The 25,902-nt window shown below is 67.0% G+C and carries 18 protein-coding genes; 9 read left to right on the top strand and 9 right to left on the bottom strand.

From position 1 onward, the window contains the following. Positions 1 to 9: 9 nt before the first annotated feature. On the bottom strand, positions 10 to 2,934 hold the full coding sequence (locus tag MNOD_RS13175) for an FAD-binding and (Fe-S)-binding domain-containing protein (RefSeq protein WP_015929397.1): 2,925 nt from the start codon (positions 2,932 to 2,934) through the stop codon (positions 10 to 12). 107 nt (positions 2,935 to 3,041) lie between these two features. On the opposite strand from MNOD_RS13175, the gene MNOD_RS13170 reads away from it, so the two are divergent. Continuing rightward, positions 3,042 to 4,235 carry a pyridoxal-phosphate-dependent aminotransferase family protein gene (locus tag MNOD_RS13170; RefSeq protein ID WP_015929396.1) on the top strand — a complete coding sequence of 398 codons (1,194 nt, stop codon included), beginning with the start codon at positions 3,042 to 3,044 and terminating at the stop codon, positions 4,233 to 4,235. Positions 4,236 to 4,808: 573 nt separating this feature from the next. On the opposite strand, the gene MNOD_RS13165 is transcribed toward MNOD_RS13170, so the two are convergent. Together MNOD_RS13165 and MNOD_RS13160 are read right to left on the bottom strand one after the other, a co-directional pair. After that, on the bottom strand, positions 4,809 to 6,239 hold the full coding sequence (locus MNOD_RS13165) for a sensor histidine kinase (RefSeq protein WP_015929395.1): 1,431 nt from the start codon (positions 6,237 to 6,239) through the stop codon (positions 4,809 to 4,811). Beyond that, positions 6,236 to 6,901, bottom strand: coding sequence for a response regulator (locus MNOD_RS13160; protein WP_015929394.1), 666 nt, complete (start codon positions 6,899 to 6,901; stop codon positions 6,236 to 6,238). The genes MNOD_RS13165 and MNOD_RS13160 overlap by 4 nt, the downstream gene beginning before the upstream one ends. A 147-nt stretch (positions 6,902 to 7,048) precedes the next feature. On the opposite strand from MNOD_RS13160, the gene MNOD_RS13155 reads away from it, so the two are divergent. The 5 genes from MNOD_RS13155 to MNOD_RS13135 all read left to right on the top strand — a co-directional run bounded on the left by MNOD_RS13155 (position 7,049) and on the right by MNOD_RS13135 (position 14,698). Continuing rightward, positions 7,049 to 8,137 (top strand): ABC transporter substrate-binding protein, encoded by a 1,089-nt coding sequence (locus MNOD_RS13155; RefSeq protein ID WP_015929393.1) that lies wholly within the window; start codon positions 7,049 to 7,051, stop codon positions 8,135 to 8,137. A 102-nt stretch (positions 8,138 to 8,239) separates the two neighbouring features. Beyond that, positions 8,240 to 9,535, top strand: a complete 1,296-nt coding sequence (locus MNOD_RS13150; RefSeq protein ID WP_015929392.1) for an ATP citrate lyase citrate-binding domain-containing protein — start codon at positions 8,240 to 8,242, stop codon at positions 9,533 to 9,535. 14 nt (positions 9,536 to 9,549) lie between these two features. Continuing rightward, positions 9,550 to 12,258 carry a CoA-binding protein gene (locus MNOD_RS13145; RefSeq protein ID WP_015929391.1) on the top strand — a complete coding sequence of 903 codons (2,709 nt, stop codon included), beginning with the start codon at positions 9,550 to 9,552 and terminating at the stop codon, positions 12,256 to 12,258. A 217-nt stretch (positions 12,259 to 12,475) separates the two neighbouring features. Beyond that, the gene (gene tcuC, locus MNOD_RS13140; RefSeq protein ID WP_015929390.1) at positions 12,476 to 13,789 is read left to right on the top strand and encodes an MFS transporter; all 1,314 of its coding nucleotides are present in this window, start codon (positions 12,476 to 12,478) and stop codon (positions 13,787 to 13,789) included. A 117-nt stretch (positions 13,790 to 13,906) separates the two neighbouring features. Beyond that, positions 13,907 to 14,698, top strand: coding sequence for a substrate-binding domain-containing protein (locus MNOD_RS13135; RefSeq protein ID WP_015929389.1), 792 nt, complete (start codon positions 13,907 to 13,909; stop codon positions 14,696 to 14,698). Positions 14,699 to 14,983: 285 nt separating this feature from the next. On the opposite strand, the gene MNOD_RS13130 is transcribed toward MNOD_RS13135, so the two are convergent. After that, positions 14,984 to 16,783, bottom strand: coding sequence for a hypothetical protein (locus MNOD_RS13130; protein ID WP_015929388.1), 1,800 nt, complete (start codon positions 16,781 to 16,783; stop codon positions 14,984 to 14,986). Positions 16,784 to 17,714: 931 nt separating this feature from the next. Here MNOD_RS13130 and MNOD_RS13125 point away from each other — a divergent pair. From MNOD_RS13125 to MNOD_RS13115, 3 genes are all read left to right on the top strand, one after another. After that, complete coding sequence (locus MNOD_RS13125; protein ID WP_015929387.1) at positions 17,715 to 18,377, top strand: peroxiredoxin; 663 nt, start codon at positions 17,715 to 17,717, stop codon at positions 18,375 to 18,377. A gap of 137 nt (positions 18,378 to 18,514) precedes the next feature. Next, positions 18,515 to 19,438 (top strand): MBL fold metallo-hydrolase, encoded by a 924-nt coding sequence (locus MNOD_RS13120; RefSeq protein ID WP_015929386.1) that lies wholly within the window; start codon positions 18,515 to 18,517, stop codon positions 19,436 to 19,438. A 69-nt stretch (positions 19,439 to 19,507) separates the two neighbouring features. Beyond that, complete coding sequence (locus tag MNOD_RS13115; RefSeq protein ID WP_015929385.1) at positions 19,508 to 20,539, top strand: cysteine synthase A; 1,032 nt, start codon at positions 19,508 to 19,510, stop codon at positions 20,537 to 20,539. Positions 20,540 to 20,753: 214 nt separating this feature from the next. On the opposite strand, the gene MNOD_RS46465 is transcribed toward MNOD_RS13115, so the two are convergent. The 5 genes from MNOD_RS46465 to MNOD_RS43160 form a co-directional block, all read right to left on the bottom strand. After that, entirely contained in the window at positions 20,754 to 20,984 is a 231-nt protein-coding gene (locus tag MNOD_RS46465; RefSeq protein ID WP_015929384.1) for a hypothetical protein, read from the bottom strand. Between the two features lie 173 nt (positions 20,985 to 21,157). Further along, on the bottom strand, positions 21,158 to 21,964 hold the full coding sequence (locus MNOD_RS13110) for an anti-sigma factor family protein (protein WP_015929383.1): 807 nt from the start codon (positions 21,962 to 21,964) through the stop codon (positions 21,158 to 21,160). Beyond that, positions 21,961 to 22,467, bottom strand: coding sequence for an RNA polymerase sigma factor (locus MNOD_RS13105; RefSeq protein ID WP_015929382.1), 507 nt, complete (start codon positions 22,465 to 22,467; stop codon positions 21,961 to 21,963). The genes MNOD_RS13110 and MNOD_RS13105 overlap by 4 nt, the downstream gene beginning before the upstream one ends. Before the next feature lie 963 nt (positions 22,468 to 23,430). Next, entirely contained in the window at positions 23,431 to 24,567 is a 1,137-nt protein-coding gene (locus tag MNOD_RS43165) for a glycosyltransferase family protein (protein ID WP_198157603.1), read from the bottom strand. Continuing rightward, positions 24,561 to 25,682 carry a glycosyltransferase family 2 protein gene (locus tag MNOD_RS43160; protein ID WP_083786405.1) on the bottom strand — a complete coding sequence of 374 codons (1,122 nt, stop codon included), beginning with the start codon at positions 25,680 to 25,682 and terminating at the stop codon, positions 24,561 to 24,563. Before MNOD_RS43160 ends, MNOD_RS43165 begins: the two co-directional genes overlap by 7 nt. Positions 25,683 to 25,902 lie beyond the last annotated feature (220 nt).

Genomic DNA, 25,902 nt, shown 5'->3' with positions numbered 1-25,902 from the left:
CACACGTATTCAGCGGGCGTAACTCTGTCGAGGTTCCAGTGCGGAATGGAGCACGCGGGCGACGTGGAGCGCCTCGCGGCCGAGCCCGTCGCGGATCTGGTGGCGGCAGCTGGTGCCGTCCGCCACCACGAGGTCCTCCGCCGCGGCGCGGCGCAGGGCCGGAAACAGCGACAGCTCCGCCATGGCCCGCGAGACCTCCTGCCGGTCCGCCCGGTAGCCGAAGGCGCCCGCCATCCCGCAGCAGCTCGACTCCACCGGCCGCACCTCCAGGCCCGGCACCTGGCGCAGCACCGCTTCGACCGCGCCCATCGCCCCGAACGCCTTCTGGTGGCAGTGGCCATGCAGATGGGCCGCCCGGCCGCCCTGGTGAGCGAGGGGAAGCGCGATGCGCCCGGCCGCGAGGTCGGCCGCGAGCAGCTCCTCGAACAGCAGGCTCGCCCGCCCGAGCGCCTCGGCCTCCTCGCCCGGCAACAGGGCCGCGAACTCGTCCCGGAAGGTGAGGAGGCAGGAGGGTTCGAGCCCCACCACCCGGGCGCCCGCCCGCACGAAGGGCAGGAGCGCGTCGCGGGTGCGGCGCGCCTCGGCCCGCGCCCGGGCGACATCCCCCGCCGCCAGGAAGGTGCGCCCGCAGCAGAGCGGGCGGTTGCCCCGGCCCGGCGCCGCCACCCGGTGCAGGCGGTAGCCCGCCGCCGTCAGCACCGCCTCGGCCGCCTCCAGGTTCTCCCGCTCGAAGGCCCGGTTGAAGGTGTCGCCGAACAGGACGATGTCGCGAAAGGTCCCGGCGACGTCGCCCGGATGGGCGATCTCGCCGCTCTCGCGCCAGGGGCGGCGCCAGCGGGGGAGGGGGCGCGCCGCCGCAAGTCCCAGCGCCCGCTCCGAGAGCCGGGCCAGGGCCGGGATCCGGTCGCGCAGGTTGAGGAGGGGCGCCAGCACGGCGGCGGCCCCCGCGTAATCGGGCAGATGCGCCACCAGCCGCTCGAACAGCGGGCGGCCGTGGCGGGCGTAGTAGTGGTGGAGCACCTCGATCCTCATCCGGGCCATGTCGACGCCGGTCGGGCATTCCCGCCGGCAGCCCTTGCAGGAGACGCAGAGATCGAGCGCGCGCTTGGTCTCGGGCGCGGTGAGCGCCTCCGGCCCGAGCTGCCCCGAGAGGGCGAGCCGCAGGGTGTTGGCGCGGCCCCGCGTCAGGTGCTCCTCCGACCGGGTGACCCGGTAGGACGGACACATCGTGCCCCCGGCGAGCGCCCGGCAGGTGCCGTTGTTGTTGCACATCTCGACGGCGCCGCCGAGGCCGCCCCAGGCCGACCAGTCGAGGGCGGGCACTGGCACCTCCACCCGGTAACCCTCCGGAAAGCGCATCAGGCGCCGGTCGTCCATGCGCAGCGGCCGCACGATCTTGCCGGGGTTGAGGCGGTTTCCCGGGTCGAAGGCGTCCTTCACCGCCGCGAAGGCGCCGGCGAGCCGCGGCCCGAACAGCGGCGCGATGAATTCCGAGCGCGAGATGCCGTCGCCGTGCTCGCCCGAGAAGGAGCCCTTGAAGCGGCGCACCAGCTCGGCCGTCTCCTCGGCGATGGCGCGCATGGCGGCGACGCCCGCCTCCTGCTTCAGGTTGAGCACCGGCCGCACGTGCAGGCAGCCGACCGAGGCGTGGGCGTACCACGTACCCCTGGTGCCGTGCCGGGCGAAGCAGGCCGTCACCGCATCCGTGTAGTCGGCCAGGTGTTCGAGCGGGACCGCGCAATCCTCGATGAAGGAGACGGGCTTCGCGTCGCCGCGCATCGACATCATGATGTTGAGGCAGGCCTCCCGCATCGCCCAGACGGTGCGCTGGCGGGCGGGCTCGGGGACCGCGACGACGGCGCCCGGAAAGCCGTGGTCGGCCATGCAGGTATCGAGGCGCGCGAGGTCGGCCGCGAGGGAGGCCGCCTCGTCGCCCGCGAACTCGACGAGGAGCAGGCAGTCGGGGCGCCCGCGGGTGATGTCCGCCAGGGTGGCGCGGAACAGCGGGATGTCGGCGCCCAGCACCAGGACGTTGTTGTCCACGAGCTCGACCGCGACGGGGTCGAGGGCGACGAGGGCCGGTACCGTCTCCATGGCGGCCCGGAAGGACGGGAAGTGGCAGACCCCCATCACCCGGTGGGCGGGCAGGCGGGCGAGCTTCAGGGTGATGGCGGTGGTGGCCGCGAGCGTCCCCTCCGAGCCGACGAGGAGATGGGCGAGGTTCGGCCGCTCGGCCAGCAGGGCGTCGAGGTTGTAGCCGCCGACCCGCCGCTGGACCTTCGGAAACATCCGTTCGATCTCGTCGCGCTCGGCCTGCGCGAGGCGGAGCATGCGGGCGGCGAGCTCCTCCGCACCGGAGACCGCCTCGGCCGAGAGCGAGATGGCGGTGCCGTCGGCGAGCAGCCCGTCGAGGCCGAGCACGTTGTCGACCATCTTGCCGTAGCGCAGCGAGCGGGCGCCGCAGGAATTGTTGCCGGCCATGCCGCCGAGGGTGCAGCGGCTCGCCGTCGAGGGCTCGACCGGGAAGAACCAGCCGTCGTCCTTCAGCCGTGCGTTCAGCCGCTCCAGCACCATGCCGGGCTCGACCGTGACCGTGCCGGCCTCGCGGTCGTAGGCGAGCAGGCGGTCGAGGTGGCGGGAGCAATCCACGATGAGCCCGGCGCCGATCGGCTGCCCGTTCTGCGAGGTGCCGCCGCCCCGCAGGATGACGGGCACATCGTGCCCGGCCGCGACCGCGAGGGTGGCGGCGATGTCGGCGGGGCTCTTCGGCAGGACTACGCCGCGGGGCATGATCTGGTAGATCGAGGCGTCGGTGGCGTAGCGACCGCGGTCGAAGGCGCCGGTCAGCACCTCGCCGGAGACGGCGGCGCGCAGGGCGCGCTCCAGGGCCGCCTCGCCACCGGGCGCACCGATGCGCTGCAATGATCCGTGCATCCACCCCTCCCCCGACTCGGCCGGCCGCCGCCTCTTGCCTGGTCCGGATACATAATACAAAATTCAAAAGACGCCACAGCGACGGGCAGAATGCCGGGGAGGATCTCATGACCCACATGCCGGGCCGCCACTTTCTTCAGATCCCGGGTCCCACCAACACGCCGCTGCCGATCCTGGCGGCCATCGCCAAGCCGACCATCGATCACCGCGGGCCGGAATTCGGTCGGCTCGGCCGGACAATCCTGCAGGAGATCCGGCCCGTCTTCGGCACGACGAACCCGGTCGTGATCTACCCGGCCTCGGGCACCGGCGCCTGGGAGGCGGCCCTGGTCAACACGCTCTCGCCGGGCGACCGGGTGCTGATGTTCGAGACCGGGTGGTTCGCCACTCTGTGGAGCCGGCTTGCCAAGCGCCTCGGGCTCGAGGCGGAGTTCCTGAAGGGCGACTGGCGCTCCGGCGTCGATGCGGGCGCAATCAAGGCCCGCCTCGCCGAGGACCGGTCCCACACCATCAAGGCGGTGTGCATCGTCCACAACGAGACCTCGACCGGGGTGACGTCGAATGTCGCGGCGGTGCGCCGGGCTCTCGACGCGGCCCGTCACCCGGCGCTGCTCCTCGTCGACACGATCTCCTCCCTCGGCTCCATCGACTACCGCCACGACGAGTGGGGCGTCGACGTCACGGTCGCGGGATCGCAGAAGGGGCTGATGCTGCCGCCCGGCCTCTCCTTCAATGCCGTGTCCGACAAGGCCCTGGCCGCGGCGAAGACGGCCCGTCTGCCCAACTCTTACTGGAACTGGGAGGAGATGCTCGCGGCGAACGCTACCGGCTACTTTCCCTACACGCCCTCGACCAACCTCCTCCAGGGGCTCGCGGTGGCGCTGGAGATGCTGCGGGCGGAGGGGCTGCCAGCGGTGTTCGCCCGGCACGACCGCGCCGCTGCAGCGACCCGGGCCTGCGTGGCGCATTGGGGCTTCGAGATCCAGTGCCGCAATCCGGCCGAGTATTCTTCGGCCCTCACGGCGGTTCGCTTGCCGGACGGACATTCCGCCGACGCGCTCCGGGCCGAAATCCTGGCACGGAGCAACATGTCCCTCGGCAATGGCCTGGGTCCGCTGGCAGACCGGGTCTTTCGCATCGGACATCTCGGCGACTTCCATGACCTGATGGTCACCGGAACGCTGGCGGGCGTCGAGATGGGCCTGAGGGTGCGCTGTATCCCGCATCGTCCCGGCGGCGTCGACGCCGCCATGCAGGTGCTGGCCGGACATGCCGGGCCGGCGGCCCTGGCTGCGGAGTAGGGGCGCCCGGACCGGGCCGGGGCGATACGCTTGCCCCGCGCCCCCATTCCTGGCTCCAGATCATACCAACGGTCATTTTCATGTGACCGTTGGTTCCGGTCTCGGCTTGTCGCCAAGCCTCGTCACAAAGCCTCTGGTGGCATCGACAATGCGAGATGGGTCGACGGCCCGATGCGCAAGCATGCGCGTCAGCACCCGCTGCCCCAGCAGTCTGGGCCGGTGGCATCACTTCGCCACCGGTCGGGCTGCCCCTGATGGATGAAACCGCGGCTGAATGAGCGCTCCCTCTCGTGGCAGCTCCACCGCTCCTCATGCTGAGGTGCAGCCGCAGGCTGCCTCGAAGCACCCCTGAACGGCGATCCCGGCCAAACTCGTGTCTTGGATAACCCTTCCGGGGTGCATCGAGGCTGCGGCTGCGCCGCAGCACCTCAGCATGAGGAGCGGGGCGGCTTCCACGAAGGTCAGTTTCGATTGAGACCGTGGGTCGTCCGGCATCGAACCGCATGCGTCAAGATCGCAAGCCTTTCGGGCTTTGCCTTTTCGGGCCGATCACCCGCCGGTTGCCATGCGCTCTTACGCTGGTGCAGGGCCTGAGAGGCCTGACGAGACTGGCCGGAAGACCACTCTCGCAAGCAGCCCGGGCCCGCCTCGGCTTCCTTCCTCCAAGGTGACGGCTGCGCCGATCCGGTCGGCGAGGGCCCGGACGACGGCGAGGCCAAGGCCGCTGCCCTCCGGACCGCCGCTCCGGGCCACGCGGTAGAAGCGCGCAAAGACCTTCTCCCGCTCCGACGAGGGGATGCCGGGCCCGTCGTCCTCGATCTCGACACGGGCCCCGGCCGCGTCGTTGGCGACGCGCACGACCACCGATGCGCCGCTTCCGCCGTAGCGAATCGCGTTGTCGATGAGGTTGCCGAGGATCTCGCCCACGAGGGTGGGGTGGGCCAGGATCATGACCGGCCCGTCGGGCCGCTCGAACGCGATCTCGACCCCGGCGGCGAGCGCCCGCGGTACCTGTTCGGCGAGGACGGCCGCCGCAACCTCGGCGAGATCGAGATCGGTCGTCGTCACGGCATCGGCGGCCTCGTCGGCCCGGGCGAGAGCGATGAGCTGCGACAGGAGGTGCTCCAGGCGCTCCGCCGCCCCCTCGATATCGTCGAGGGCGGCGCGCCCCTCGGAACTGGCTGCGACGCCGTAGCGGCGCGCGAGGTCGAGATGCGTGCGCAGCACCGCGAGGGGCGTGCGCATCTGATGGGATGCATCGGCCGTGAAGCGACGCATCGCGCCCATGGCTTGCTCCAGCCGCGCCAGCAGGGTGTTGAAGGCAAGGACCGGCGCGACCGCCTCCTTGGGCACCTGCGACGCGTCGAGGGGCCGCAGGCTGATCGCGCCGGGCACCGCCCGGCGGTCGATCTCAGCGCTCAGCCGGTTCAGGGGCTCCAGGCCGCGGCCGATCCCGTGCCATGTCAGCACCCCCACGAGGCCGAGGAGCCCCGCCTCGAGCAGGATCAGCCCGCCGAGGAGCCGCGTCTGCAGGGCGCGGCGGGCATCCCGCGTCTCCGCCACCTGGACGAGGACGGGCTCCGGCTTGCCGTAGATCCTCCGGGCCTGCGCGGCGACGCGGACGGGCGCACCGCGCATCACGGAATCCCAGTGGCGCGTGACGCCGGGCTCCAGCTCCGTCACCGCCGCGCGGGGCAGATCGCGGTAGCCCGTCACCAGCTGCCCGCCGTAGCTGACGCTGTAGTAGATCCGGTCCTGCGCCTGGCTCTCCAGCATGCCGAGCGCCACCCGCGGCAGATCCACCGTCACCTCGTTGTCCTCGTCCAGCGCGAGGCGCTCGGCGATCGCCAGCACCGAGCCGTCGAGGAGCCGGTCGTGCGTCGTCTCGACGACGTCGCGGATGACGAGGGCGCCGCCGAAGCCGAGCACCAGGGCGAGCGCCGCCGCGGGCAACAGCATCCGCGCCATCAGCCCGCGCCGCAGCGAGGGAGGATGCCGGCTCATCGGCCGTCCAGAAGGTAGCCGAGGCCGCGGATGGTGCGGATCTCCGGTCCGTTCGGCTGCAGCTTCTTGCGCAGGCGGGCGACATAGAGTTCGAGGGCGTTGGGGGCCACCGCCTCGTCGAAGCCGAACACCTCGCCGCTCAGCCGCTCCTTCGGCACCACCTGTCCGGCCCGCGCCATCAGCACCGTGAGCACCGCGAGTTCCCGGCGCCGCAGGCTCACCGGCTCGTCGCCGAGCGTCACCGTCCCGGTCGCGCGGTCGAGGGAGAGGGCCCCGCAGCGCAGCACGGGGTTCGGCAGGCCCTGGCCCCGCCGGATCAGGGCCCGGACGCGCGCCTCGAACTCGGCCGGTGCGAACGGCTTGAGCAGGTAGTCGTCGGCGCCGAGATCGAGCCCGCGCACCCGGTCCGTCACCGCGTCCCGGGCGGTCAGGATCATCACCGGGACCGCGCTCTTCGCGGCGCGGATGCGGCGGAGCACCTCGAAGCCGGACAGGCCCGGCAGGCCGACATCGAGGACGATCAGGCTGTAGGGCTCGGAGAGCGCGAGCCTCGCCGCCTCGGCCCCGTCGGCCTCGTGGTCCACCGCCAGCCCGGCGAGCCGGAGCGCCGCCACCAATCCCCGGGCCAGGGCGGCATCGTCCTCGACGACCAGCACCCGCATCCGCTGCTCCTCCCTCGGAGCCGGCCGCCCCCGTGTCCGGGCCGCGGCGGAGCGGCTTGGAATCGCGGCGCGAGCCTGTAGCCTCCGATCCTCGCCGCCCATGGCGCCGTGGGCAACCGAAAGGTTCGGAGGTTCAGGGAGGAACGGGTGCGCGTGCGGATCCTTGCGGCCGGGCTGATCGGGCTCGCGGCCTTCCTCGCCGTTCTTCTGACCTCCGCCCGGGCGCAGGTCGACGCTTCTGTCGATGCCGCCCGCCAGGACCTCGCGGCGGCGCAGCGGGAGGGCACGGTCGTCATTCGCGCGACGACCGACGAGGCCGAGGCCGCCGCGATGCTGGAGGGTTTCCGCCAGCTCCATCCCGGCCTTTCGGTCTCCTACGCCAAGGTGAACTCGTCGAATCTCTACGAGGAATTCCTGGCCGAGGCTGCGGCGGGCGGTGGCACGGCGGACATCATCTGGAGCTCGGCCATGGATCTCCAGGTCAAGCTCGTGAACGACGGCTACGCCGAGCGCCATGTCTCCCGGGAGGCGGAGGGCCTGCCGGCCTGGGCGGTCTGGCGCAACGAGGCCTACGGCATCACGGCCGAGCCCGTCGCCCTCGCGTACAATCGTACCCTGCTGCCGGAGAGCCGGGTGCCGCGCAGCCATGCGGAGCTCCTCCGGGCCCTGACGCAGAACCCGGAGGCGTGGCAGGGCAAGGTCGCCGCCTACGACCCCGAGCGCAGCGGCGTCGGCTTCCTGTTCCTGGCGCAGAACCTTGAGGTGACGCCCCGGACTTGGGACCTCGTCCGGGCCCTGGGGCAGGCCGGTGCGAAGCTCTACACGACAACCTCGACGATGCTCGACCGCGTCTCCTCCGGCGAGGCGCTCATCGCCTTCGACGTGTTCGGCTCCTACGCCCTGGAGCGGGCCAAGCACGATCCCGCGCTCGGCGTCGTACTGCTCTCCGACTACACGCTCGTGACCTCGCGCATCGCCTTCATCCCGAAGGCCGCACGCCACAAGGCGGCAGCGCGGCTCTTCATGGATTACATGCTGTCCCGGGCAGGACAGGCGCAGCTCGCCGCCCGGTCGGTGACGCCCGCGCGCCCCGACGCGCGCCGGCCCGACGACCCGGTCGCGACCGCCCCGGCTCTGCGCCCGATCGCGGTCGGCCCGGAACTCCTCACCTATCTCGACCAGATCAAGCGGGCCCGGATGCTGCGCCAATGGCGGCGCGCCACCGAGGGGCGCTGATGCGGCAAGCTCAACCTTGGGCTCGCAAAGAATTCGCCGCGCGACAGGTTAGTGACAGGTTCCATCCGTAAGATCCGGGCAAATACAGCGCGGAGGAAACGGATGCAGGTCACGGGCATGTTGCACGGCGCCAAGCTGTTGCAGTTCGCCGGCTTCCCGACGGCCGAGGTGCTCGGCCCGGACGCCAGCGAGGAAGAGATCAAGGGCCTGATCGACCGCCACGGCTCGATCTTCATCAAGCCGGTGTTCAAGGGCGGCGTCGGCAAGAAGGGCAAGGCCGGCCTCGTCGGCCGCGCCCGCGACCTCGGGACGGCCCTGCGCGAGAAGGAGCGGCTCTACTTCGTCGAGCACCGCCACGGCAATGCGCTGGCCAAGGCCAACGGCGTCACCTTCGAAGGCGCGGTGCCCGCCGAGCACGAGGTCTATTTCTCGATCACCGACAGCACCCGCTTCCGCGCCCCGACCATGACGCTCACCCACCGGGGCGGGGTCGACATCGAGGAACTCGACCGGAGCGAGGTGGCGCAGGTGCCCTTCGACCCGCTCACCGGCCTCAAGGCCTTCGTGGTCGCCAACGCCCTCTCGGAGCTGAACGCGCCCAAGGCCCTGATCTCGCCGCTGGTGCAGCAATTGCCCAAGCTGTGGGAGCTCTACCACGGCTTCGGCATGACCACGGTCGAGCTCAACCCGATCCGCATGCGCCCCGACCGCACCGGCCGGCTGACGCCCGTGGCCTGCGACTTCAAGTGCGGCTTCGACCGCGACGATCCGCGCTGGCAGCGCCTCGGCCTGCCCGGCCACCTGTTCTCGGTCGACTACTCGGACTTCGAGGCCGAGATCAACGGCTTGCGCACCTACCAGGGCCAGAGCGACGTCTGCGTCATCAACCCGGCCGGCACCATCCTGGCCCCGACCTTCGGCGGCGGCGCCAACTCCCTCGTCACCGAGATGCTCGGCGACGACGCGATCATCTCCTCGGATTTCGGCGGCAACCCGCCCTACGCGAAGATGAAGGAGGTGGCGCGCATCTGCTTCAAGCACTGGCTGAAGCAGGCCAACGTGCTGTTCATCATCGGCGGCAAGTCGAACAACACCGACATCTTCGAGACCTTCCGGGCCATGGCGGATGCCCTGCGCGAGCATGTGGGCCGGCACGGGCCGACGCCCCTGTACATCGTCGCCGGCCGCGGCGGGCCGAACCTCGTGCGCGGCATGGGCGCGCTGCGCGACACCGCCGAGGCGCTCGGCCTGCCCTACCGGCTGTTCGGCTTCGATTCCGACATGAGCGAGGTCGTCGCCTACGCCCGCACGGCCGACCAGTGGATGAGGCAGGGCGGGCGCGAGGCCGTGGCGCGCGCCCTCGGCAGCGGCGAGCCGCTGCGCCAGGCCGCCGAGTAAAAGGGGAGGAAAAGATGCACAAGCCGGGCATCGGCAGCTTCAAGTACTACGTCGGCATCAGCTCGCTCGACCAGATCGCCACGCGCGAGGACCGGGTCTGCGTGCTCAACATCTTAGGCGGCGAGTCGAGCGACGTCACGCCGGTCGGCCACGCCTATTCGGGGGGCAACGTGGTGTTCGGCACCTCGCCGGGCCGCCGCGGCCAGGGGCTGGAGACGCCGCTCGGAGAGATCCCGGTCTACAACAACGTGCGCGAGGGCCTGGAGGCCGGCCACCGCTTCAATTGCGGGGTCGTCTACCTGCCGCCCGCGGGGGCCCGCGACGGCGTCGCCGAGCTGATCCGGGTCAACCCGGACCTGCGCAAGATCTTCATCGTCACGGAAAAACTCTCGGTGCACGACAGCCGCGAGATCCGGGCGCTCGGCCAGCAGAACGGCGTCGACATCTTCGGCGGCAACAGCCTGGGGGTGGCCGACGCCTACCATCAGGTCCGCATCGGCGGCGCGCTCGGCGGCGACAGCCCGGGCGAGGCACTCAAGCCCGGCTCGATCGCGATCTTCTCCAATTCCGGCAACTTCACCACCACGATCGCCACCTACCTGCGCATGAGCGGCTGGGGCACCACCACGCTGATCTCGAGCGGCAAGGACGTCTACATCCAGTACGCGGCGCCGGAATTCGCCTTCGCGCTGGCCAACGACGCGCGCAGCAAGGCGGCGGTGCTCTACGTGGAGCCGGGCGGCTACTACGAGCGCGATGCCCACTTCACCAAGCCGGTGGTCGCCTGCGTGGTCGGGCGCTGGAAGAGCCGGCTCACCCGGGCGGTGGGCCATGCCGGCGCCATGGCGGGCGGGGACGACGATGCCGCCGCCAAGGAGCGCTGGTTCCTGGAGAAGTTCGGGGTCGCGAGCGTGTTCACGCCCGACAACCCCGTCGTCTCGGCCCGGGGCGCGGTGGTGACGAACATCGCCCACATCCCGGCGGCGCTGAGTGCGGTGATGCACGAGAACGGGGCGCGGCCCGACTTCGCTCCCGAGAGCAGCCTCGCCCTCAAGCCCTGGTTCGGCTCGAATGCGTCCTTGAGCCTGCCGGCCGCGCTCGACCTGCCGGTGGTCGAGGCGGTGGCGCCCTACGGCGCGCAGATCGCGCGGCTCAACCGCCAGATCGGCGTGGTGCTGCCGCGGCAAGCCATGAAGGACGCCTCGGGCGCCTCGCAGATGGACCCGAAGACGCAGGTCACGAGCCTCAACGGCGTCTCGATGCTGGAGGCGGCGCGCCTGCCGATGGAGGCCAACCTCGTGCTGGCGCTCCTGCGCGAGCCGGCGAGCGAGAACGACCGCGCCCTGGTCAACGCGGCCGTCGCCGCGCAGGTGAACCTGCACGGCCGGCCCGAACTCGCGGCCGCCGAGGCGGTCCGGGAGGCGGGCAACGCGCCGAACGTGGTGCTGGCCGCGGCGGCGGCGCTCGTGGGGCCGCGGCGGGCAGAGGCGGCCCGGCGGATCTGCCGGCTGCTCACGGATCGCTTCGCCGAGGCGGGCCTGCCGAGCGCCCTCGACGAGAGCTTCGAGCTCGGCCGCGTCGCGGCGGACCCGGATCTCTCCGCACTCCTCGTCGGCCCCGAGCCGGATCCGCGGGCGGAGGCGCTGCTCGACGCGCTCCAGGCCCGCGGCGCCCGCTCGGTCTTCCTGCGCTACCTGCGCAGTCTCGGCGGTCATCCGACCCGCGAGGCGGTGCTGGCCTCGGTCGCCACGACGCTCGCCTGGGGGCCGCTGATGCGCAAGCGCATCTCGCGCCTCACGGCCGAGAGTCTGCCCTGGTGGCTGCAGCTGTTCGGCGTGCTCCTCGGCGCAGCGGTCCCGGCGGCGCGGCACACGGCAGACAGCTTCTGCGGCGTGCCGAATGCCGACCTCCTGACCCGCCGGACGCTGGGCGAGATCGGCTGCCTCGCGCTCCTCGGGCGCGAGCCTGCCGATGCGGGCGACGTGTTCGTGTTCGAGACCCTGGTCGGCCTGCTGCTCTCGAACGGCCCGGGCACCATCTCGGCTCAAGGGTGCAAGGGCGCGGTCTCGGCCGACGGCCCGGAGAGCCCGGAGCGGGTGCAGCTCAACAAGGCGCTGATCGGGTTCCTGACCCATGCGGGCTACGCGCATGGGGGCAACGGCTACGAGGGCATCGCCTTCCTGATCGAGCAGTTCCGGGACAGCGGCCTCGCCGATCCGGCCGACCCCGATCACGGCATCGACCTTCAGGCGCTCGCCGGCCGGACGGCGGCGGAGTACGCGCGCTACAAGTCCGACCGGAAGAGTGCCGGCAGCCTCGACATCCAGAAGATCCCGGGCGTGAACCATCCGGTGTTCAAGGACAAGGCGGTGAACCACGATCCGCGCGAGGTCTGGCTGCACGAGCAGCTGGCGGCGCGGGGCGACAGCAACGCCTTCCACGCCTATTATCGCGCGCTGGTGCAGGCGCTGTTCGAGGCGGGCGTGTCGCGCAATGTCTACTGCGTCAACATCGACGCGGTGATCGCGGCGCTGCTGCTCAAGATGCTGTGGCGGCCCTACCGCACCGGAGAGCTGTCCGCCTCCGCGCTGGAGAGTGCGGCGTTCACGATCTTCCTGTTTGCCCGGATGCTCGGCTGCGCGGCGGAGGTGGATGACCACCTGAACCGCGGCCGCGACATGGACACGCGGACGCCAGCCTCGCAGTGCCGGTTCGTGGCCTGAGAGCCGGGCCGCGGGTTCGGAGCAACCCATCCCCTTCGGTGCGTCATCCCCGCTCCCTGCCGGGAGCAGGGGCGCCGCACGCGAAGCGGGTCACCCCCTGACGATGCGAAAGAGGCCGCAGGATCGCGGCCCCTCGGCGCGGGCCGCCGCAACGGCAAGCCCCGCCCACCACTCCGTTCGCCTCCGGTCGGGCGGATCAACACCCTGGGAGGACATCATGACTGACGACACCGCCGACCCGCGACCCCGTTCGAAAGCCGCCACCGTGCTGCGCGTGACGAGCGGCAACTTCCTGGAGATGTTCGACTTCTTCCTGTTCGGCTTCTACGCCACCTACATCTCCCGGGCGTTCTTCCCGGCCGGCAACGAATACGCCTCCCTGATGCTCACCTTCGTGACCTTCGGGGCCGGCTTCCTGATGCGGCCCCTCGGGGCGATCTTCCTCGGCGCCTATGTCGACCGGATCGGACGGCGCAGGGGCCTCATCGTCACCCTCACCATCATGGCGGCGGGCACCATCCTGATCGCCTTCGTGCCCTCCTACGAGACCATCGGTCTGTTCGCGCCGTTCCTCGTCCTGGTGGGGCGCCTGCTGCAGGGCTTCTCGGCCGGCGTCGAACTCGGCGGCGTGTCGGTCTATCTCGCCGAGATGGCCACCCCCGGCCGCAAGGGCTTCTACGTCGCCTGGCAGTCCGGCAGCCAGCAGGTCGCCATCATGGCCTCGGCTGCGATCGGCTACGGCCTCAGCCAAGCTCTCACGCCGGAGGCCGTGGGCTCCTGGGGCTGGCGGGTGCCGTTCTTCATCGGCTGCCTGATCGTGCCGTTCCTGTTCTACATCCGCCGCTCGCTGGAGGAGACGCAGGAGTTCCTGCACCGCAAGCACCGCCCGTCGGTGGGCGAGATCTTCGCTTCACTCGGCCGCAACTGGCGGATCGTGCTGCTCGGCATGCTCCTCGTGGTGATGACCACGGTCTCGTTCTACACGATCACGGTCTATACCCCGACCTTCGGCAAGTCCGTGCTGAAGCTCTCGGCCACCGACAGCCTGATCGTCACCTTCTGTGTCGCGGTGTCGAACTTCTTCTGGCTGCCCGTGATGGGCGCGCTCTCCGACAAGATCGGCCGCAAGCCCATCCTGCTGGTGTTCTCCGCACTCACCCTGCTCACCGCCTATCCGGCGCTGGCCTGGCTCGTGGCGAACACCTCCTTTGCCAACATGCTGATCGTGTTGCTGTGGCTGTCGTTCCTGTACGGGAGCTACAACGGAGCGATGGTGGTGGCGCTCACCGAGATCGTGCCCGCCCATGTGCGCACCGCCGGCTTCTCGCTCGCCTATTCGCTCGCCACCGCGCTGTTCGGCGGCTTCACGCCGCTGATCTCGACTTGGCTCATCGAGGAGACGGGCAACCGCGCTGCGCCCGCCTTCTGGCTCGCCTTCGCGGGTGCCTGCGGCCTCGTCGCGACGCTCCTCGTCTATCGGGAGCGCAGTTCCGCCCGGTTCGGCCTCGCCGAAGGCCCGGCGGCCGTCTGAGCGTTGCTTGCGGCACCGCGGCCGGCGCGTCGCCCGACGCGCCGGCCGCGACCTTGACGAGGCCACCATCCGGCGCCCCGGATGTGTGGGCGACCCCCGGTCCTCATGGAGAATGTCGTGATCCGTCGCTTCTTCCTATCCCGCGTCCTCGCCTTCGCGGCAGCGATCCTCGCATCCGCCGCTGCCCCGGCCGCCGAGGTGCGGGTGGTCAGCTCGGGCGGGTTCGCCGCCGCCTACCGCGCCCTCGCGCCCGAGTTCGAGCGCCGCACCGGACACGGCCTCGTGACGGAGTGGGGCCCCTCGATGGGCCAGACTCCGCAGGCCGTGCCGGCCCGGCTCGCCCGGGGGGAGCCGATCGACGTCGTGATCATGGTGGGCTACGCCCTCGACGACCTGATCCGGCAGGGCAAGGTGAGCGCCGACAGCCGCACCGCGCTTGCGCGCTCCGGCATCGCCCTCGCGGTGCGCGCGGGCGCGCCGAAGCCGGACATCTCCTCCATCGACGGGCTGCGCCGGACCCTGCTCGCGGCGAAGTCCATCGCCTATTCGGACAGCGCGAGCGGCGTTTACATTGAGACCGAGCTGTTCCGGCGCCTCGGCATCGCCGACGCAGTGAAGGCCAAGGCGCGGATGATTCCGGCCGAGCCGGTCGGCGCGGTGGTCGCGCGCGGAGAGGCGGAAGTCGGATTCCAGCAGCTCAGCGAACTCAAGCCGGTCCCGGGGATCGAGATCGTCGGTCTGCTCCCCGCGGAGGTGCAACTCTACACCGAGTTCTCGGCCGGGCGGGTCGAGGGCAGCCGTGCGCCGGAGGCCGCCTCCGCCCTGATCGGCTTCCTGGCCTCGCCCGACGCGGCCGGCGCCATCCGGGAGAGCGGGATGGAGCCGCTCCCGGCCGGAGCGGCGAAGTAGGACCGGGGACGCTCCCGCGCGCGGATCAGCTGACGGGCATCGCCGGATCACGGCGGTCGGTCTGCGCCAGCCGCTGGAGGTCGGTGCGGGTGGCGGAAGGTGATTGCTCCGGCCCGCGGTGAGGCACGCCCCGCTAGAGCGCTCCCCGCCGAAGTGGGTGCCGGTTCGGCGCAAGGCAGCGCGACAAATCAAAGACTGAAGAGCCGTGACCGTTTCGACGGAAACGGGCACGGCTCTCGTCGCGGACTGTATTCCGGTTCCCAGGCCGCCTGCACCACCGCGGGCTCAGCAGTCACCGCTGTCCGACGCGGCCGAGGCGTTGCGCGCATGAACCGCCGCGGAGAGCACGAAGGCCGAGGTCACCTCCGGGCCACCGACGATGATTCGGGTTGGCGTCTTCATCTTGTTCCACTCATAGGCGCAGTAGGGCGCGCCTCTCGGGCCCTCGCCGAATCCTTCTGCAATCACCCTCAGAGCCGGTGCGAAGCTCGCGGGCTCCGCTCCGAGCTTGGCGAGCGCCAGCAGGGCCATCGCAGCATCGAAGGGATTCATCTCGGCTGCCATCAGCTCGTCCCGGACGTAAGACAGGACGCGAGCCCGGATGAGGTCGAAGCTGCCCTCCGGATCAACCGCTTGCCTCGTCGCAGACGGGAGCCGCATCCACGTGGCGTACAGGCGAGCAAAGTAGGCGCAGTACACCTCCGGCAGATAATAGAGGTGCGAGCGCGAATCGGCAAAAGCTCCCGTCTCCGCCAGCCGGCGCTGGAACCGCACGATCCTGCGGGTGCAGGCCAGGCGCTCGGGATGCTCCGCGATGCGCCAGCGCGCATGGTTGCGGAAGACGGCTTCCAGAACGTCAAGGTTCAACGTCGGGTCGAGGTCATTGCCATACGGCAGCTCGCCGGACGCATTCTCGATCCAGGTCAGAACGCCCCCCTCGTAATCGATCCCGCCATTGATCGCCACGCCGGGTGGGGCGCAGCCATCGCTGCCGACCTGATACCCGGCAAAGAGATCGATCAGCGGCTGCGCCAGCAGGGGCTCATCCGAGTCCGCCTGCGTCGCGGCGGAGACGGCGCAGGCGGTCGTGTCGCCATCGGGCACGAAGACACCAAAGCCGAGATGGACTTTCGTCACGGTGTGGAAGAAGCGGCTCTGCCGCGCATGCGGGTAGGGCGCGAGTGCCGTGACGACACGATAGGAACCGCTGCCGCGAGGGTCCGGCACCTGCTCGCAACTCGCGATCAGGCAGAAGCGGATCATCTCGTCGATCGCGCATCGGGCCTGCTCAGCCTCGGTCCGGCTTGCGAGGCCGCTCCCCAGGAAGTCGAGCAGCGCCTCACAGAAGAACGCATCGTAATAGGCGGAGCGATGCCGGATCTGGACCGGTCCCCTCAGCGGCTCGGCACGGCCACGCCAGGGCGGGCCGATGAGCGCCGCCACGGACGGATTGGCCAGGACGAACACCCGCGCCAGATTGAAGAGGAGGGTGGAGTTCTTATAGGTGCGCGCCTGCAGCCCATCGAGGGCGACAAGAAGATCGCGGCCGCGGAAATCCGGGTCGCCGATGAGGTTGAAGGCTCCGTAGGCTGGAATGAAACCGTTCCGGCGGTAGGAGCCCAGGAGATGGCCGGCGCAGCGGCGGATCAGCGTCTCGAGGTGCCCTGGCGGGAGCGGGTCTGCCGACATTCGGTTGGGCAGCGGCGCGTGACGAGCGTGAGCCTGCTCGTCAAGGAGCGCCGCCAGGGGAGCACCGACCGCGCGCCAGTCCGGCGCGGCGTGGTCGCGCGCAGCCAGAAGGGCTTGCTGCAACGCGCGGAAGTGCGCCTCGTCGCGGAGCGTCGGCAGACCTGCGCGACCGAGGAGAGGCCGCAGCAGGGGATTCGCAAGCGCAACCTTGTAGAACAGACGCAGATGCGCGTTGCCGGGTCTTGTCCCCTTCAGAATTGGGTCGCAGAGATCATAGAGGGTCGGTCCGGTCTTCGGCGTGCGGAAGGTCCGGTAGGCAGCGCGAGCGAGATTGCCGAGGTAAGAGGCTGTGGGCGTCGCCCATGGCGTGGCCGGCCGCGGATGCGGTGCAGACATGGCGGTCTCTTCGGTCGGGCTCTTGGGTCGGGGCACGACGGACACGGCCCAAAGATGCTGGGCAGGTGCGTCGACTCAAGGGCGAGCCGGCAACGGGCGCGAAAGGCGCCGCTCTCATTGAGAAGAGCTTGCCATGGGTTGCTTCACAGATCTACCCTCTTGGCTCGTCAGACCAGCTCAGGCCACGTCTTTCTTTCGCCCGGGCCATCATGCTGATGGCCGTCGATAGATCATGAAAACATCAGGATGCGCATCTGGTGTGCTTCCAACGCAGAGCTGTGAGAGATTTTGGGCCGCGACGGGGCAGGTTCAGTCGTCCTGCGGCAGGATCGATCAGGAGCGCGGGGATGTGTGCTCACGGATCATGTGACTTGGCTGTGGTCCAGATGGAGCAGCCCGACCCTGTCGTAATCCGCCCGTTGCTGTGTCGCGACAGCCGATACGCAAACCGATCCGCCGCGAAGTGCTGGCCGCCAATAACGCGCGATTGCTCACTGGCAGCCTGAACGAGGTCGCGGCCGCGAGCGAGACCGGCCGCCCCGTCGCCGGAGAGAACCGAGCTGCACGGGTCCGAAGGCGGCGCAGTCTGCCCGGGGCCCACGCACCGTTTCGGCCCGCTCGGATGCCGCTCTGAAGAAATTGGCGAATTGCTTCTCCCCAGACTGCCCTTCGAAATGCCCTTGGCCAAGATTCTCTTAGCCAAGCTTCTCTCGGCATCGAGATGCGCGCATGCATGGGAGCATCCACGAGGCGCGGACGAGAGCCGTGCCCGCTCCGGTTGGGTCGGATCACGGCTCTAAGGTCTTGATTTCATGCGCTCCCTTGCGCCGAACCGGCCTCCAGCTTGGCGGGGAGCGCTCTAGGCAGGTCCACGAAGTTCAGCTAACTTGAAATCCGGGGCAAAGCGAACGCGCTGCAATGGGAGGCGTTCATGGCTCTTCAGATCGGTGATACAGCGCCCGACTTCGAAGCCGAGACCACCGCCGGACGAATTCGATTTCATGACTGGATTGGTCAGTCATGGTGTGTATTGTTCTCGCATCCAAAAGACTTCACTCCGGTCTGTACGACTGAACTTGGCTATATGGCCAAGATAAAACCCGAATTCGACAAGCGAAACGTAAAGATCATCGGGCTGAGCGTCGACCCCGTCGAAAGCCACGCCAGGTGGGTTGCTGATATCGAGGAGACCCAGGGCTTCTCGCCGAACTACCCGATGATCGGGGATTCCGACCTGCAGGTCTCGAAACTCTACGGGATGCTGCCGGCAGGCACGAGCGGCACCTCCGAGGGGCGCAGTCCGGCCGACAACCAGACGGTCCGGAACGTATTCGTCATCGGGCCTGACAAGAAGATCAAGCTCATCCTCGTCTACCCCATGACGACGGGCCGCAACTTCGATGAGGTGCTCCGTGTGATCGACTCCCTGCAGCTGACGGCCCAGCACAGGGTTGCGACGCCTGTGAACTGGCAGCAGGGCGAGGACGTCATCATTGCAGGGTCGGTATCGGACGAGGAGGCGCGCCGGATCTACCCGCAGGGCTGGAAGGCGCCAAAGCCTTACATCCGCATCGTGCCGCATCCGGCAGCTTAGCAAGCCTCGGGTTGCTCGCTGCCGCCTCATTGTTTGCCGGACCGCGGACGGCACGCGTCGCTCGCACGAGGCGTGCCGGTCATGCCCTTCGCCGCGGCTGGAAGCTCCTCCGCTACCCTTGGCATCAAGAGGGACGTATGCGCAGTTCGGCTCCGACCCGTCGGTCGCCTTGCACGATGAGATGCGAGCCAGTGGTCACCGCCTTCTTCGAGAGGCGAACATGCAGCGTCCAGTACATCGTTGCCGATCCCGCCTCTCGTGAATGCGCCATCATCGACCCGGTCCTCGACTACGACGAAAAGTCCGGGTCGATCGCCACGGAATCCGCCGACGCGCTCCTGCACGACATTGCCGAACGGCAACTGCACGTGGCGTGGATCCTCGACACCCACCCGCATGCCGACCATGTCAGCGCAGCCTGTTATCTGCGCGAGAGAACAGGGGCACCCACCGGAATCGGTGAGCGGATCGTCGAGGTTCAGGCGCTCTGGAAGACCATCTACAACCTGCCAGACACGTTTCGCGCAGACGGTTCTCAATGGGACCGCTTGTTTGCTGATGGCGATCGCTTCGCGATCGGAGGCTTGGAGGCGGAGGTGCTCTTCTCGCCAGGGCACACGCTGGCCTCGGTGGCCTACGTGATCGGCGATGCTGCGTTCATCCACGATACCCTGCTGATGCCCGATTTCGGCACGGCGCGATGTGACTTCCCAGGCGGCGACGCGCATCAGCTCTGGCGAAGCATCGAGCGGATCCTGGCTCTCCCCGACGATACGCGGCTATTCACAGGGCATGATTACATGCCCAACGGGAGGGCTCCGGCCTGGGAGAGCACGGTTGCCGAGCAGCGAGCCCGCAACGTTCATCTGCAGTGCGCCCCAACAGAGAAGGATTTTGTAGCGCTTCGCCAAGCGCGAGATGCCGCGCTTCCTTTGCCGAAGCTGATCCTGCATGCCCTGCAGCTGAATATCGCGGGTGGCCAGCTGCCCACGCCCGAAAGCAACGGCCGCCGCTATCTCAAGATACCGCTCGGCGCCTTCGCGATGGCGCAGTGGGATTAGAATGACCACAAAGGGCGCTCGCGGTATGAGCAATTCAAGAGCGCAAGTTCCGGGATAGGGTTAGGTGCCATGGACATCCGCGACAGTATCATCGAGGCGATCGGCAATACGCCGCTCATCCGCTTGCGCCGGGCATCTGAGGCCACCGGATGCACCATTCTGGGTAAGGCCGAGTTCATGAACCCGGGCCAGTCCGTTAAGGACCGGGCGGCCCTGTACATCATCCGGGACGCGGAGAAGAGGGGCCTGCTGCGGCCCGGCGGCGTGATCGTCGAGGGCACGGCCGGCAATACCGGCATCGGTCTCGCGCTCGTGGGCAACGTGCTCGGCTACCGCACCGTGATCGTGATCCCGGACACGCAGACCCAGGAGAAGAAGGACATGCTGCGCCTGTGCGGCGCCGAGCTCATCGAGGTTCCGGCGGTGCCCTACGCCAATCCCAACAACTATGTGAAGGTCTCCGGCCGCTTGGCCGAGCGTCTGGCCGGCGAGGAGCCGAATGGGGCAATCTGGGCCAACCAATTCGACAATGTCGCGAACCGTGACGGTCACGTCGCCTTCACCGGGCCGGAGATCTGGGAGCAGACGCAGGGACGCGTGGATGGGTTCGTCTGCGCCGTGGGCACGGGTGGCACGCTGGCCGGCGTCGGGATGGCGCTGAAGGAGCGAAATTCGGATATCGTGATTGCGCTCGCGGATCCAATGGGTGCCGCACTCTACAGCTACTACACGACCGGCGAGCTGAGGGCGACCGGCTCCTCCATTACGGAGGGCATTGGCCAGGGCCGCATCACCAAGAATCTGGAAGGTGCGCCGATCGATGTCGCTTATCAGATCCAGGATGAGGAGGCGGTGCCGATCATCTTCGATCTCTTGGAATATGAAGGCTTGTGTCTGGGCGGCTCGTCAGGCATCAACGTCGCGGGCGCAATCCGACTGGCACGGCAATTGGGGCCAGGACATACCATCGTGACCGTATTGTGCGACTACGGCACGCGCTACCAATCGAAGCTTTTCAATCCTGATTTTCTGCGTTCCAAGAACCTGCCGATCCCAGCCTGGCTGGAGCGCAAGAGCACGATCAATGCTGACCTTGTCTGAAGATGCCGAGGATCTGCGAGGTTTCGCTCGGCCGAGCGGGCGATCTCGGTGCGCACGGCCGGGGTGGTGCGAGCCTCAGCGCGCCCTCCTGAAAGAAGCGTGCCGTGATGGCTCGAAGCGCCACGCTTGCTCCTTGGTCGCCCGACACACCTGATCCCAACACCATTCCGCGGCCGAACTGATCAAGCTGGACGACATTGGCCCGGAGCCTGGATCAGGGCCGATGCCCGGTCTTGCTCCGCATCAGTGTCAAGGCTCTCAGAATGACCCGACGCACATGCGCTCGAACAGGATGCGGGGCCGAACCGGATTTCTCCGCCGAGGACGACGACGTCGCCGCTTCCTTCGGCTCGTCGTCGCCCCGCGACGACGTCGCGTTCAAGCCAGGCCGGTCTCCGAGGCTGAGGACTCCGATGCTGAGGACAAAGCGGGCATCCTTGATCATCGCGAACGCTCCCTTTCGAGGGCAGGCCGGTGGTCCGGAGCCGGCATGCACGCCATGCCGCATCGCGCACGGGCCGGGGCGCCTCGACACCGCACCGCCTCGCGCCCCCGCCGGTCCCGCGGAGACACGAACGGCGGGATGGACGGCCGGACCCGATGGACTGTCGAGCTTCATCAGCCGTTCTTGCGAAGTGGTCCCTCGAATTGCCGGAAGACTTGCTCGGCCACCGTCTGCAGACGTGCCCGGTCGAATGTGCCGACAACGGCATAGCCGCAGCCATCGTCGACCCAGTAGAATGTTTGCACGTCCCCCTGCCGCATGAAGCTGACATCGCCTCCCCCAAACTCACCGGTGCGGACGTAGACGGTCAGGCGGGTTCCCTTGTCTTCCTCGAACATGAACTGGGCTGCGATGTTCTGCCCAGCCGGCAGGATGCGGCCGCCGACCAGATGGAAGCCCACTGGTGTCAGGTCTGGAATGAGCACGCTGCGACCGAGCCGCTTGGCGACCCATTGCGCGAGGTGCGCCTGGTCGCTCGCCTTGACCTCGACCGGGTGAACGACCTCGACGGCGAAGGTGCGGTGTGCATCGATGGCCTCCCGTGCCATGGCGGCCCAGCGCAGACCGAGACCCGGCGGGACGTTGGGACCGAGAAGGTCGTTGGCCACCCAGCCGATGACCCCGCCGAGGCTCAGCCAGAGGCATGCCACCGCGGCTGCCAGCATGCGGCTCTTGCGCGTGTCCCGCTGCGCGGCGGCGATGCCGCCGACCCTCAGCCGCGCCGGGATCGGCTCCTCGGCCTTGAACTGCAGGCGCGCGCGCAAGGCGGCCTGCGTCGCCTGGTAGGCTGCGAGGCGCTGTGCCAAATCAGGGCGATCGGCCAGCATTGCCTGTACGGCCTCCTGGCGCTCGGGATCGAGCCGGCCGTCGATCCAGGCCTGCAGATCATCCTCGCCGACGGGGCGGTCGCGCCGCGTCATTTCACTCTCCTCAGGCGCGGCAGCTGTCCCGTGTCGAGATAGGCCTGCAGGCGCTCCCGGCCGCGGCTGAGGCGCGACATCAGGGTGCCGACCGGGATGGCGAGGGCCCGAGCCGCCTGTGTGTAGGACAGCCCCTCGACTCCGACGAGCAGGATCGCGCTCCGCTGCTCGGTCGGCAGCACGTCCAGCCCGGCAAGCAGGTCGCCCATGCCGATCTGTTCCTCCGCGCCAGGGGCTCCCGGAACGGCCAGCGCCTCGTCCAGGCTGACGTGGACGCCGCGCCGGGCCCAGCGACGCCTGAAGCTGACGAACAGGTTATGCTCGATGGTGAACAGCCAACCGCGCACGTCGCCGTCCTGCCGCCGCAGGTGCCAGCGGCGGACCGCATGTTCGAGCGTGTCCTGCACGAGATCGTCGGCGGCATCACAGTCGCGCAGAAGCGCCCAGGCGTAGCGCCGCAACGCCGGGATGTGAGGCGCGATCAGGGCGGTAAGCTCGTCCATGACGCCGCAACCTGGCTCCGGCGGAGGCCTCTCGTGGCATAGACGCCGAGAGTCCGCGATTATTCCGATCCTTTCCGACGATTCTGCCGACCGCCGGCAATCCCGGAGACAGGCTGGCGGGCCCGCGGCTTCCTTCGCGGACGGCCAGGGCGGGCCAATCAACGGTGCGGATGCATCGGGTCACCGCTCCGCTGCGGGCGCCCGCAGGCGGCCGAAACCTGTGCCGAGGGTGTGGCGGCGAGGGCGTGCCGGATTGGTGCCGACCCGGGGGCGAGCGCGCTGCCCTCGAGCAGCACGGCAGAGTGCTGCCGCTGCCGCAGCCGGAGTGGCGCCGGTTCGTCGCGGGAAGCAGCTTCGCCCCGGCCTGCGGGCGCGGTGGCCGTTCCAGTATCCCGAGGAAGCCGAGGTGGATCTTCCGGAAGACCTCGCCTGTGCGCAGTGGTCGGCCGTGGTCGATAACGAACGGACCGGCGGGGAGTACGGCGTGATGACCAGAGAGGGCGCTGGTGAATGATGCCTCCGACGACATCCTGACCATCCTGCGGCTCACGCTGAGACGGCGAGGCTACCCCCGTACCGGTGGCTGGGCCCGACATGAACGTGCCGTCCGCTGGAAAGCACCCGCTTGTGGCCAAGTGGCAGCTCCGCTGCCTCGATGCCAGTGAGGACGCGGTGCAGGCCTGGCGGCGCAGCGAGCCTGGGAGCACCAACACCGGCCTGCTCGCGCCGCGAGCGCCCGCTGGCCTGGGCAAGCCACACGGCCTCGTCACGGACCTCCGGAGTGAAACGCTTCTTTGGTTCTGGCATCGGAGACCTCTTCCCTCACGGTAAAGAGCTCTCCACTTCTCCGGCACAAGTCCAGATAGAGCGTGTCCAGCTCCCGTAGCTGCGCAGGGCTCAGGTCGTCCAGACGAATGGCGCGCATCGCCACCCACGGCCAGATGCGCCATCATACCACGAAACTTATGAAGCTGTACTTAAATGCATACCATAATAATCCCGTACGACGTCTGCATATATATACTCGGAGTAAGGCCTTGCATTTTGCCTGAGTAACCCAATGTCTAAGCGCAGAAAGAGGTCGTTTACGGATTTCACATCATCTTTAAGAGCATAGTCTAAGATTATTCCTTGTTCAATGTTACGCAAGCGTTCGGCAGGAGCTCCGAGGTCGAATACCACAGGCGGAATACCCGACGCCAGGGCGATCGATAGTGTATAGCAGTAAGTTTCAGGCCAGATTGAAGGCATGAGAACAAGATCTATGTTGTTAATATACAGTAAACTGATAGCTTCCATGGGGCTGTTGTATCTACCAGTCTCATGTATCCCGACACTTCCCATCCGGTCGGTCATATGAGAGTATCCGATAATCATATACTCGATCGGCAGCTGACGCAGTTTCGCGTCAAGTGCGAGGTCGTGAAGGACATAGGACCCTTTATGTGGTCCTATCGCACCAATAACAGCAATTTTTGATTTTGAACCACTATCCGAGAATCCGTTCTGGAACTGATGAATTTTACCTTTATCGGTACATTTAATTGACAGATGCTCCTCATGGGGTCGGATTATCAACTTATCTGCTGGCAGATGCTCGCGCATGCGGTCTGCTATATCTGAGGACGGCGCGAAAATGACGTCGACTTTATCCAGGAACTCGGAATAGAGATTTCGACGCACCTCAGGATCAACGGCATCAACATACTGATGATCAATCATACTACATTTGCGGCAAACATCAACGCTCATCAAGCGACAATAATTACCATCCGGCATAACCAGATCATTACGATGACACACTGGGGAATTATCATGTAACGTGTAAAATAACTTGTAACCTCGATCCAGAATTCCCATAAATGTCTGCAATGAACGGAATTCGAGCCCAACAAAGGAATGAATGTGTATAAATGTCGGTGAGATCCAATCTATAATCTCTCCAATTAGTTCCGAATTCTTAGAGATATGCAGCTTGTCGACGGAGTTTAGCGGAAGAAAAAAGCGACTCAATCTTGGGTATTCGACACGCAGTGCATCATCGCTGATAATCTTGAGTATAATTACAGAGACTCCTTCAGCCTCAAGTCGTTCTACCAAGTCGTCAGTATGAGTCTGTATTCCGCCGCCGCGATGATGAGTAACAAAGATAGCCCTGTATCTACTAAATGCTTCGCAGCACGATATAGATCGAGGCGTGCACGCGCTTCCCGGCCTGGATCCGCCAGAAGATGCTGATGGACTAGGGATAAGAACACCGGGTGTTTCAACAAAAGATTTCTCTCGATCTCGGCCATATTCTCGCTATAGATATTGTCAAAAGAGACGCCTCCTGCGTGATAAACGAAAACATCGTGCGCAAGAATGTTGCGAAAACCAGCCTGCGACGCACGCAGGCAGAAATCATTCTCTTCTCCGTAGCCTCGTCCAAACGTTTCAGCATCAAGGAGGCCTACACAGTCAATCACGCTGCGGCGCATATAGAAGCAGAACCCCACTCCAGTCGGAACCGGTGAGGACAGTCTTGAGTTACAGATCTTTGAGTAATCATCCAAGGTTTTTGCAGAGGCTTCCAGTTCTATCCTATTATTGTCGTTGTTTACGGGGTAACTATAGACAGTGGCGTTATTGGACATCGGTGTTATCGTCGCCACGTCGGCATCAGCATGAGCATGCCACATGAGGCGATCGATCCAGTCGCCAAACGGAATTGCATCCGAGTTAAGGAGAATAACGTCCTTGCCTTCGGAGTGCGTAAGTGCCCTGTTGACGCTTCCCACAAATCCAAGATTTACCTCGTTTTCAAGATATGCAAAATAAGAAAGTTCCGCCAAAGCCCGCAGCTTCTGTGTTAGGCTTTGATCTGGACTTCCATCATTCACAACAAGCAGAGCAAATGGTACCTGTTGGGGATTGCATAGAACTGCATGAATTGCACTTAACGTCTCATTGTAGCCTTTATAAACTGGAATTATCACAACCACTTCTGATTTTTCAATATTATTTGCGCGGATCGCATTTGCCCACGCATCCTCATCCGGGGCCGTTAAAGAAGGCCAGAGCCCTTTGTTATAAGGGTTCGGCCTGAATCCAGCAGACTTGCCAATTGTCAAGTAGTGAAAGAATGGATTTTCACATTCTTTTAGATGATCATTGTAATTGTTCAGGTAAACTCTGTCCAAAATGCACCGTTTGGGTTGCGTTTTTCTTTCCATCCATACTGGACATAATGCAGCAGAGGATCCGAGCCGCTCGAACGGACGTCCCCATACGCGCGAAGGTAATATTCTTTGTCGAAATGCGGTAGGAGTGTCTTAAGCACAAAACCGAGGGAGCGGCCCTCTGTGATCTCGCTTCTGATTCGTTCAAGGCGTTCCGCTTCTGCGGTGGCCGAGGCATTTCGCATGAGACCTGTGGAAACGACGTGGTGGAATG

Source organism: Methylobacterium nodulans ORS 2060 (assembly GCF_000022085.1).
GTDB classification, from domain to species: domain Bacteria; phylum Pseudomonadota; class Alphaproteobacteria; order Rhizobiales; family Beijerinckiaceae; genus Methylobacterium; species Methylobacterium nodulans.
The sequence above is the reverse complement of the archived record's forward strand: the minus strand, read 5'-3'. Positions and strand labels throughout refer to the sequence as shown.